We start from the raw sequence: 9882 nt of genomic DNA, 5'->3' as shown, positions 1-9882 counted from the left end.
CCATCAGAGGACGGCATCACCGGCTCAATCCGCGCCCACTGAGCGTCAGTGAGAAGAGCTGCACGAGACATGCTCCAACAATCTCGCGCTCACACGCCGATCTTTAGGAGACACGCCCTAGGCCTTCGGCGTCAGCTTCAGCAGACGACCGCTGCCTGCGTCCTCGAGCAGCCAGACGGCACCGTCCGGGCCCTGCTCGACGGCGCGGATGCGCTCGCCCATCTCGAAGATCTCGGACTCGCCCGCCTCGGCACCGTCGAGGTCGACGTGGACGAGCGCCTCGCCCGACAGGGCGCCGATGAGGGCGTCGCCCTTCCACCCGGGGAAGAGGTCGCCGTCGTAGACCAGCAGGCTGCCCGGCGAGATGCTGGGCGTCCAGAACGCCTCCGGCGCGACGAAACCGTCGCCCGCGGCGTGGTCGGGGATCTCGCCGCCGCCGTAGTCACTGCCGTTGGAGGCCTCCGGCCAGCCGTAGTTGGCACCTTGCTCGATCACGTTGAGCTCGTCGCCGCCCTCGGGCCCCATCTCGGTCGACCACAGCGTCCCGTCGGGCGCGAAGTCGAGGCCCAGCGGGTTGCGGTGACCCGAGGTCCAGGTCTCGGGCGACGAACCGTCGAGGCCCATGCGGACCACCTTGCCGAGGTCGCTCGAGGGGTCCTGGGCAGGAGTCTTCTGCTGCCTCTCCCCCGACGAGACGAACAGGTGCTCGCCGTCAGGGTCGAACGCGAGGCGGTGACCGAAGTGCCCGTCGCCGGACACCTTGGGCGTCTGACGCCAGATGACGTCGAGGTCGGCCAGCGCCGGACGTTCGCCGGTCACGAGCCTGGCACGACCCACGACCGCGCCCGACCGCTCGTCGTCGGCCTCGACCCAGCTGAGGTAGACGAGCCCGTCGTCCTCGAACGTCGGGCTCAGCACGACGTCGCCGAGCCCGCCCTGACCGGCGGCCTCCACCGACGGCACGCCGTCGACCTCGACGGTCTCCGCGGACCCGGCGTCGCGCAGGTTCAGCCTGCCGCTGCGCTCGGTGACGAGAAGGTCACCGTCCGGCAGGAACGCCATCGCCCAGGGATCGTCGAACCGATCGACCTCCTCGATCGCGAACGACTGCTTCGCGGGCGATCCGGACGAGGGCTGCCCCCGCTCGACGCCGCATCCCGCGACGACGAGGGCAAGGGCGCCCAGCAGCAGGGATGAGGGAGTGGCAGCTCGTGCTCTCATGGATCAAGGCTCCCCGACACCTCCAACTCCGGCGAGTCCAACGCCGGCGAGTCCGGTCCGCCGAGTCCGGTCCCGGCGCTCGAGGTGTCGCCGGGCCCAACCACTGGCACGCTGGACGGGTGCCCGCCCTCGCCCCGCTGCCCCCTGTCGACGACACGGCAGCCGTCGTGGCCTGGGTCGCCTCCGAGGTGGGCCACCTGACGCTCGAGGGTGCCGACGGCGTCCGCCCCGGCGGTCACCGCGGCGGACAGACCGCCGCTGACACGGCCCTCGCCACGCTCGACATCACCGGCTACGCGCGCTCGCGGTCGACGGTCCTGCCGGAGGAGCGACGCGGGGCCAGCCGACTGTCCCCCTACATCTCCCACGGCCTCCTGCACCTGCCGCAGGTGTGGGACGCGGTGGCAGACGCACCGTCGTCGGACCTGCGCCGCTACCGCGACGAGCTGCTGTGGCAGGAGTACGCCCGGCACCTCTACGCCCGTCTGGGCGACGCCCTGGCCGAGCCCCTGCGTCACGAGGCAGCGCCTTCTGCGGCAGATCCGCAGTGGGACGAGCAGATGGCGTGCATGGCGTGGGTCCGCAGCGAGCTGGAGGACAACGGCTGGCTCGTCAACCAGACGCGCATGTGGTGGGCCTCCCACTGGACCGTGCGACACGGCCGCGACTGGCGGGAGGGTGAGGACTACTTCTTCCAGCACCTGCTCGACGGCTCCCGCGCCGCCAACCGGCTGGGTTGGCAGTGGACCGTGGGCACGGGAACCGGCAAGCCGTACGGCTTCAGCCGCTGGCAGGTGGAGAAGCGCGCGCCGCAGCTGTGCCGCTCCTGCGCCCTGCGGGAGGACTGCCCGATCCAGGACTGGCCCGACGCACCGGCGGGTCCTCGGGTCGCAGACAGCCCGGTCCAGGCCGGCCGGGCGGACGGTGCAGCCGGGCCCGGGCCGGAGCGGGTGGTGACCACCGAGGAGCCGTCAGCCGTCTGGCTCACCGCGGAGTCGCTCGGGGACAGCGACCCGGCCCTGACCGCCCATCCTGACCTGCCGGTCATCTTCGTGCTCGACGAGCCGGAGCTGCTCACGCTGCGCCTGTCGGGCAAGAGATTCGTGTTCCTCGCCGAGTGCCTGGCCGACCTGGCCGAGCGACGCGATCTCGAGGTGCGTCTGGGCGACGTCGCACACGAGCTGGCCGGCACGGCGCTTGCGGCCACCTTCGCCCCGGTGCCGGCGTTCGCCCGCCGCGCTGCGGACCTGACGCTCGCAGAGCTCCACCCGTGGCCGTGGCTGGCACGACCGACCACGCAACGCCTCACCTCGTACAGCGCCTGGCGCAAGGGCGTGTCGCTCTGACGCTGCTCCCGTGACCCGACGGCGGTCCACGGGGCGAGGTCGTCCCTCGCGTCGAGGCTCGTGGGCCCACCGCCGCTTCACCGGACGCTCGCTCCGCGACGGCGTCACGCCCAACCGCCCTGACCTGACCTCGATGTGACGGCTCCCCGCAAGACGCGTCGGGTGACCACAAGGCTGACGCCCCCGAGCACCAGGGCCGGGAGCCAGGCGAGTGTGGCCTTCAGCGACACCGCCGCGGCGGCAGCGGCCAACGGGACACCGAGAGCCACCAGGGCGAGCACCAGGGCGGCGTCGCGGGGGCTGGCGCCGTGAGGCCCCGGAACTGCTGCGGCAACCTGGCTGGCTCCGAACGCCCCCATGAGCTCGAGCGGAGAGAGCGTGTGGCCGGTCGCGCGGAGCGTCCCGAAGAGGAGCAGCGCGATCGTGGCCTGGTATCCCATCGACAGCACCAGGCCCTGCGCGATGCGTCTCGGCGGGGGCAGCGGGCCGAGGCTCAGCAGTCCCGGACGTGCGCGACGGACGACGAGCATCACGCCGAGAGCCACCACCCCGGTGCCGAGCGCACCCACCAGCAGGTGCAGCGGGAGGGCGGACCCCGCGAGCAGCACGAACACCGTCAGACCCAGAGCACCGACGAGCCGGTCGGCAGCGACGCTGGCGAGCGCGTCCCCCTTGCCCACGTCGGCGCCCGTGAGCCGTCTGACTCGCCACAGGTCAGAGCCGACGTGACCGGGGGTCAACAGCCCGAAGATCTCGGACTCGGCGTAGGCGCGGACGTGCCACCACCGGCCCAGGTCAGCATTCGTCAGGGCGCGCCACCGGAGCGGGCACAGCACGTACTTGCCGACGATCCACGGCACCAGGCCGAGGACCACCGGCCACGGTGAGACCGACGGCAGCCGCGACAGGGTGACCACCGGGACGGCGACGGCGAGGACGACGCCGACCACCCGGAGTGCTCGCGAGTGCAGGACGACTCGAATCCGCTCCATGATCTCGAACCTCCCTCGCCTGTCGTCGTGCATCGGGTGAACCAGACCATCGGCAGTCGAGGTGCAGACCTGATCGTTCTGGTCGCGCGAGGCCTGCCCGTACGATGGCCGCGATCCCCATGCCTGCACCACACGACCGTCCTCGCCGCCTGCTGCTCGTGGTCGACGCCCCCTCGCTGCTGCACCGCAACCACCACGCGCGGGCGCACACCGGCATGACGGATCGATCAGGCCGACCGGCGTGGGCCCTGCACGGCATGCTGCGCCAGATCCTCGAGGCGATCGATGGCTTCGCCCCCGACGCCGTGATCTTCGGGCTCGACGACCGCACGGCATCGGTGCGCAGGGACTTCTACCCCGACTACAAGGCCGGGCGGGCCGAGAAGGACGCAGCACTCGTCGACCAGCTCGAACGAGCGGGCGCCTTGCTCGACGCGCTCGGCCTCGCCACGCTCACGCCGCCGGGTCTCGAGGCCGACGACGTCAGCGCGTCGGGCGCGACATGGGCCCGTGACAACGGCTGGAGCTGCGTGATCGTGACGTCCGACCGCGACGCCTTCGCCCACATCAGCGACCACACGCAGGTGCTGCGGCTGATCAACGGCGGCATCCAGGCATCGCCGCTGCTCAACCCGGCGCGGCTCCTGACGATGTACGGGGTCGCGGCCGAGCACTACCTCGACTTCGCGGCCCTGCGCGGTGATGCCAGCGACAACCTGCCGGGCGTCACCGGCATCGGCGAGAAGACCGCGGCGACCCTGCTCACCCAGGTCGGATCGATGCAGACCGTGTGGGCCGACATCGACCACAACGCGGGACGGCTCGTGGCCGACACGCTCGACTCCTGGGCAGCCGAGCAGGGCACGCGACGGATGGGCGCGACCGTCGTCCGCCGGCTCACCACCGGGGACGCCCGCGAGCGCTTCGACTTCAACGTGCGCATCATGTCGGGGCGCGACGACCTCGACCTGGGGATCACGCCCGACGTGCCGGGCACCCCCGGCCTCCTGCCGCTCGACCCCCAGCGCGTCAACCACGTCGTGGGCTTCCTCGACGTCGAGTCGACGACATCGCTCGCGATCCGGGTCCTCAGCACCGATCCCGCCTCGTCCGCCTCACGCCAGGACCGGTAAATTCAGCAGGTGCCCGACAAACGCCCCCGCCGTACCTTTGCCGTCATCAGCCACCCCGATGCCGGCAAGTCCACGCTGACCGAGGCACTCGCGCTGCACGCCCGGGTGCTCAACGAGGCCGGAGCCGTCCACGGCAAGGGCGATCGTCGCGCCACGGTCTCGGACTGGATGGCGATGGAGAAGGCCCGCGGTATCTCGATCACGTCGGCGGCGCTGCAGTTCGTCTATCGCGACCACGTGGTCAACCTCGTCGACACCCCCGGCCACAGCGACTTCTCCGAGGACACCTATCGCGTGCTCTCGGCCGTCGACTCGGCGGTGATGCTCGTCGACGCCGGCAAGGGCCTCGAGCCCCAGACCCTCAAGCTCTTTCGCGTCTGCGCCCTGCGCGGCATCCCCGTGATCACCGTCATCAACAAGTGGGACCGGCCGGGTCTGTCACCTCTGGGGCTGATGGACGAGATCGAGCAACAGATCAAGCTGCGACCCACTCCCCTGACCTGGCCCGTCGGCGAGGCAGGCGACTTCCGGGGCGTGCTCGACCGCCGCACCGGCGAGTTCGTGAAGTACACCCGCACCGCCGGAGGTGCCACCCGCGCACCCGAGCGCCGGATGTCGGCCGACGAGGTCGAGCAGGTCGACGCCGACACGTGGTCGACCGCCTCCGACGAGCACGAGCTGCTCTCGCTCGACGGCGCCGACCACGACCAGGACCGCTTCCTCGCCGGCGAGACCACGCCGGTCATGTTCGCCTCGGCGCTGCAGAACTTCGGCGTGGCCCAGCTGCTCGACCTGCTCCTCGAGCTGGCCCCCGGCCCCACCGAGACGACGGGCGTCGACGGCACCGTGCGCCAGGTCGACGACGACTTCAGCGCCTTCGTGTTCAAGGTGCAGTCGGGCATGAACAGCTCGCACCGCGACCGCATGGCCTATGCGCGCGTGGTGTCCGGGACGTTCGAGCGCGGCATGGTCGTCACCCACGCCACGACCGGTCGGCCCTTCGCGACGAAGTTCGCCCAGGCCCTCTTCGGCCGCGAGACGACGTCGGTCGAGGAGGCCTCGCCGGGCGACATCATCGGCTTCGTCAACGCCCAGGCCCTGCGGGTCGGCGACACCGTCTATGACGGCGACCCGATCGACTACCCACCCGTCCCCAGCTTCGCCCCCGAGCACTTCGTCACAGCGACGGCCGGCGACATCGGCCGCTACAAGCAGTTCCGCCGCGGGATCGAGCAGCTCGACCAGGAGGGCGTCGTCCAGGTGCTCCGGTCCGACCTGCGTGGCGACCAGAGCCCCGTCCTCGCGGCCGTCGGTCCGCTGCAGTTCGACGTGGTGAAGGAGCGGATGGCCAACGAGTTCACCTCGCCCATCCGCCTCACGCACCTCGACTACCAGGTCGCCCGACGCACCGACGCCGCCGGCGCGCTGGAGCTCAGCGGCATCCGTGGCGTCGAGGTGCTGCAGCGCACCGACGGCACCCACCTGGCGCTCTTCCTCGACAAGTGGCGCGCCAACAACGTCGTCCGCGACCACCCCGACGTGCTGCTGGAGGAGCTGCCCGCCGGCGGCAGCTGACCCGTCAGCCCCTCATCGGCAGGTGCCGGACCAGCGCGTCCGGCTGGATCGGCAGGTCGCGCACCCGGACACCGGTCGCGTGCCAGACCGCGTTGGCAACCGCAGCCGCAGCGCCGACGTTGCCGATCTCTCCGATGCCCTTGCCACCGACGGGGTTGAGCTGGTCGTCGTGCTCGTCGAGCCACTCCACGCGGATGTCGGGCACGTCGGCGCACGCGGCCACGTGATAGGTCGCGAGGTCGTGGTTGGCGTAGTCGCCGTGGACCGCGTCCATCACGCCGTGCTCGTGCAGCGCCCCGGACACGCCCATCGTCATGCCGCCGATGAACTGCGAGCGCGCCGTGCGCGAGTTGAGGATGCGGCCCGCGGCGAAGACGCCGAGCATCCGCGAGACCGCGATCTCGCCCGAGTCGAGGTCGACCCGCACCTCGGCGAAGTGCGCGCCGTACGCGTGACGGTCGACGTCGGCCATCGCCTCGATGTCGTCGGCGGTGTCGGCCTCGGCCGACAGCCCGTCGTCGGGCACGGCCTCGTCCTTCAACCTGTCGACCAGCGCGAGGGACGCCTTGGAGACGGCCCAGCCCCACGACGCGGTGCCGGCAGACCCTCCGGCGATCGAGGCCTGCGGCAGCGACGAGACGCCGATCCGGATGTCGACCCGGTCGACGTCGACGCCGAGCCGGTCGGCCGTCACCTGGGCGAGGACCGTGCGTGCGCCGGTGCCGATGTCAGCCGCATTGATCTCGACGAGGTAGTCGCCGTCGCGCCGGGCCGTGACCCGGGCGCTGCTGGGCATGACCATCGCCGGGTAGAGCGCCGAGGCGACGCCGGTGCCCACCAGCCACCGACCGTCGCGCCGCACCCCGGGGGCGGGGTCGCGGCCCTCCCAGCCGAACGCGGCGGCGCCACGGCGCAGGCAGTCGACGAGGTGGCGGCTGCTGAAGTCCTTGCCGGACTCCGGGTCGCTCGCCGGCTCGTTGAGCACGCGCAGCTCGACCGGGTCGATCCCCATCTCGTGCGCCAGCTCGTCGATCGCCGACTCCAGGGCGAACATGCCCGGCATCTCGCCGGGCGCCCGCATCCAGCGCGGTGTGGGCACGTCGAGCGCGGCCACGCGGTGCGACGTCGAGCGGTGGGGCGCGGCGTACATGTGCCGCGACGACTCGGCGGTCTGCTCGGTGAACTCCTCGATCGTCGACGTCTGCGAGATCGCGTCGTGGGCCAGGCCGAGCAGCCGGCCGTCCTCCCCCGCCGCCAACCGGATGCGCGAGAAGGTCGGCGTGCGGTAGCCGGCGAGCGCGAACATCATCTGGCGCGTGTAGGCGAGCTTGACCGGACGTCCGACCCGGCGCGCGGCCATGACCGCCAGCACGACGTTGGGACGCGGCGACCCCTTCGCCCCGAAGCCACCACCGACGTGCTGGGAGTCGACCGTGATGTCAGCTGCCGGGATGCCGAACAGCGTCGACAGGATCTGCACCGTCGAGCTCGAGCCCTGCGAGGACTCGAAGACGTCCAGCCGGCCGTCGGACCACGTCGCGACGGTGGCGTGCGGCTCCATCGGGCTGTTGAACTGCGCCGGTGTCGAGTAGGTGTGGTCGACCACGGCGTGGGCCTGCGCCAGCGCCTGGTCGATGTCGCCGACCGAGGTGTCGGTCGGGAAGCCGGCGTTGACCTCGTCGGGGGCGTAGAGCTTGGGGTGCCCCGGCTCGAGGACGGCGTCGACGTCGCCGGTCTGGTAGTCGACGCGCAGACGCGTCGCGGCTTCCCGTGCGGTCTCGAGGGACTCCGCGACCACGAGGGCCACGACCTGCCCGCGATAGGCCACGTTGGACGACTGCAGCACCATGAGCTCGCCGTCGTCGGCGTCCTCGAGGCGCTCGGCGTCATCGGCGGTGATGACGTCGACCACCCCCGGCATCGCCAGGACCGCGTCGACGTCGATCGCGATGATGCGGGACATCGCGGCGGTCGACTGCACCGGCCAGGCGTAGACGCAGCCGTCGGGCGTGTGCTCGAAGGAGTAGCGCGCGGCGCCGGTGACCTTCGCGGTGCCCTCGAGGCGGCGCAGCGGTGCGCCGAGCGCGCTCATCGCTCGCTCCCCGTCAGCTCGAGCAGCACGCCGGTCACGAGCCTCACCACAAGATCGACCTTTAACGCATTCTCCCCCGTCGGTGTCGCCGCGGCCAGCTCGGCCTCGGCCGCCGCACGGAAGCTGTCGGCCGTCGCCGGAGCCCCCCGCAGGAGCTCCTCGGCGGCGTGGGCGCGCCACGGCCGGGGTGAGACTCCGCCGAGAGCGATCCGGATGTCGCGGACGGTGTCACCGTCGACGTCGATCGCCGCGGCCACTGAAGCGAGCGCGAAGGCGTACGACCGCCGGTCGCGGGCCTTGCGATAGGTCGACGTCGAGGCGAAGGCCAGCGGCGGCACCTCGACGGCGGTGATGATCGCTCCGGCCGGCAGGGTCGTGTCGAGCGACGGGTCGTCGCCGGGCAGGCGGTGGAAGTCACCGATCGGGATCGTGCCGGCGCCGTCGGCCGCGACGAAGTGGACGACGGCGTCGAGGGCCACGAGCGCGACGGCCATGTCACCGGGGTGCGTGGCGATGCACGAGTCCGACGTGCCCAGCAGGCCGAGCTCCCGCGAGGCGCCCTCGACGGCGGGACATCCGCTGCCGGGCTCACGCTTGTTGCACGGCTTGGTGGCGTCCATGAAGTAGACGCAGCGCGTGCGCTGCATCAGGTTGCCGGCCGTCGTCGCCATGTTGCGGATCTGGCCGGATGCCGCCGACAGCAGCGCTCTGGCCAGCAGCGGGTAGCGCTCCCGCACCCGCGGGTCGGCCGCGAGATCGCTGTTGCGCACCGTCGCACCGATCATCAGCCCGCCGTTCGGCGTGTCGTCGATGCGGTCGAGGCCCAGGTGGTTGACGTCGACCAGCAGCTGCGGCGACTCGACGTCGAGCTTGAGCAGGTCGACGAGGTTGGTGCCACCGGCGAGCAGGCTCGTGGGCACCTCCCCGCGACCGAGCAGGCTGACGGCCTCGTCGAGCGTGGCGGGGCGTTCGTACGTCAGCGGCTTCATGCGTCCACCGCCGCGATCGCGGTCACGATGTTGACGTAGGCGCCGCAGCGGCAGATGTTGCCGCTCATGCGCTCACGGATCTCGTCGGTGCCCAGCTCACCCGCGTCCGTGAGGTCGTCGGTGACGACACTCGGCCAGCCCTGCGCGGCCTCGTCGAGCATGCCGACGGCGGAGCAGATCTGGCCCGGCGTGCAGTAGCCGCACTGGTAGGCGTCATGCTCGAGGAACGCCTCCTGGACCGGGTGGGGCAGGTCGGGTCCGCCCAGCCCCTCGATGGTGGTGACGGTCGAGCCCTCGGCGGCGACCGCCAGGAGCAGGCAGCTGTTGGTGCGGCGGCCGTCGACGAGCACCGTGCACGCGCCGCACTGGCCGTGGTCGCACCCCTTCTTGGACCCCGTCAGGTCGAGGTGCTCACGCAGGGCGTCGAGCAGGGTCGTCCGCGGGTCGAGGTCGCACGCATGCTGCACGCCGTTGACCTCGAGATCGACGCGCTGGGTGGTGACGGGAGGTGTCATGCACCGGGGTTACCCGAAC

General features: G+C 71.6%; 8 protein-coding genes. 3 read left to right on the top strand and 5 right to left on the bottom strand.

Going from position 1 to position 9882, the window contains the following annotated elements; all coding sequences use genetic code 11:
- Nucleotides 1–117: 117 nt before the first annotated feature.
- Entirely contained in the window at nucleotides 118–1221 is a 1104-nt protein-coding gene (locus tag HQK15_RS16425) for a PQQ-dependent sugar dehydrogenase (RefSeq protein ID WP_173492574.1), read from the bottom strand.
- A 119-nt stretch (nucleotides 1222–1340) separates the two neighbouring features.
- On the opposite strand from HQK15_RS16425, the gene HQK15_RS16420 reads away from it, so the two are divergent.
- A complete protein-coding gene (locus tag HQK15_RS16420; protein WP_367649224.1) occupies nucleotides 1341–2567 on the top strand; it encodes an FAD-binding domain-containing protein in 1227 nt (408 codons plus the stop codon).
- Between the two features lie 104 nt (nucleotides 2568–2671).
- Here HQK15_RS16420 and HQK15_RS16415 read toward each other — a convergent pair whose 3' ends face one another.
- Nucleotides 2672–3559, bottom strand: coding sequence for a lysylphosphatidylglycerol synthase domain-containing protein (locus HQK15_RS16415; protein WP_173492572.1), 888 nt, complete (start codon nucleotides 3557–3559; stop codon nucleotides 2672–2674).
- 119 nt (nucleotides 3560–3678) lie between these two features.
- Between HQK15_RS16415 and HQK15_RS16410 the strand changes: the two genes are divergently transcribed.
- On the top strand, nucleotides 3679–4692 hold the full coding sequence (locus HQK15_RS16410; protein ID WP_173492571.1) for a 5'-3' exonuclease: 1014 nt from the start codon (nucleotides 3679–3681) through the stop codon (nucleotides 4690–4692).
- A gap of 9 nt (nucleotides 4693–4701) precedes the next feature.
- Entirely contained in the window at nucleotides 4702–6267 is a 1566-nt protein-coding gene (locus tag HQK15_RS16405; protein WP_173492570.1) for a peptide chain release factor 3, read from the top strand.
- A gap of 4 nt (nucleotides 6268–6271) precedes the next feature.
- Here HQK15_RS16405 and HQK15_RS16400 read toward each other — a convergent pair whose 3' ends face one another.
- From HQK15_RS16400 to HQK15_RS16390, 3 genes are read right to left on the bottom strand one after another with little or no spacing between them, the layout of a single operon-like run.
- Nucleotides 6272–8359, bottom strand: coding sequence for a xanthine dehydrogenase family protein molybdopterin-binding subunit (locus tag HQK15_RS16400; protein WP_173492569.1), 2088 nt, complete (start codon nucleotides 8357–8359; stop codon nucleotides 6272–6274).
- Complete coding sequence (locus tag HQK15_RS16395) at nucleotides 8356–9348, bottom strand: FAD binding domain-containing protein (protein ID WP_173492568.1); 993 nt, start codon at nucleotides 9346–9348, stop codon at nucleotides 8356–8358. The genes HQK15_RS16400 and HQK15_RS16395 overlap by 4 nt, the downstream gene beginning before the upstream one ends.
- Nucleotides 9345–9863: a 2Fe-2S iron-sulfur cluster-binding protein gene (locus tag HQK15_RS16390; RefSeq protein ID WP_173492567.1), complete on the bottom strand. Its 519-nt coding sequence runs from the start codon at nucleotides 9861–9863 to the stop codon at nucleotides 9345–9347. Before HQK15_RS16390 ends, HQK15_RS16395 begins: the two co-directional genes overlap by 4 nt.
- Nucleotides 9864–9882 lie beyond the last annotated feature (19 nt).

Source organism: Aeromicrobium stalagmiti (genome assembly GCF_013283745.1).
In the GTDB taxonomy this organism is placed as follows: domain Bacteria; phylum Actinomycetota; class Actinomycetes; order Propionibacteriales; family Nocardioidaceae; genus Aeromicrobium; species Aeromicrobium stalagmiti.
This window is presented reverse-complemented; position numbering and strand designations above follow the sequence as displayed.

Bases quoted from the DNA above. Each gene is read 5' to 3' on its own strand.
- HQK15_RS16400 (WP_173492569.1), bottom strand. From the start codon at position 8,359: ATGAGCGCGCTCGGCGCACCGCTGCGCCGCCTCGAGGGCACCGCGAAG.
- HQK15_RS16410 (WP_173492571.1), top strand. From the start codon at position 3,679: ATGCCTGCACCACACGACCGTCCTCGCCGCCTGCTGCTCGTGGTCGAC.
- HQK15_RS16390 (WP_173492567.1), bottom strand. From the start codon at position 9,863: ATGACACCTCCCGTCACCACCCAGCGCGTCGATCTCGAGGTCAACGGC.
- HQK15_RS16415 (WP_173492572.1), bottom strand. From the start codon at position 3,559: ATGGAGCGGATTCGAGTCGTCCTGCACTCGCGAGCACTCCGGGTGGTC.
- HQK15_RS16395 (WP_173492568.1), bottom strand. From the start codon at position 9,348: ATGAAGCCGCTGACGTACGAACGCCCCGCCACGCTCGACGAGGCCGTC.
- HQK15_RS16425 (WP_173492574.1), bottom strand. From the start codon at position 1,221: ATGAGAGCACGAGCTGCCACTCCCTCATCCCTGCTGCTGGGCGCCCTT.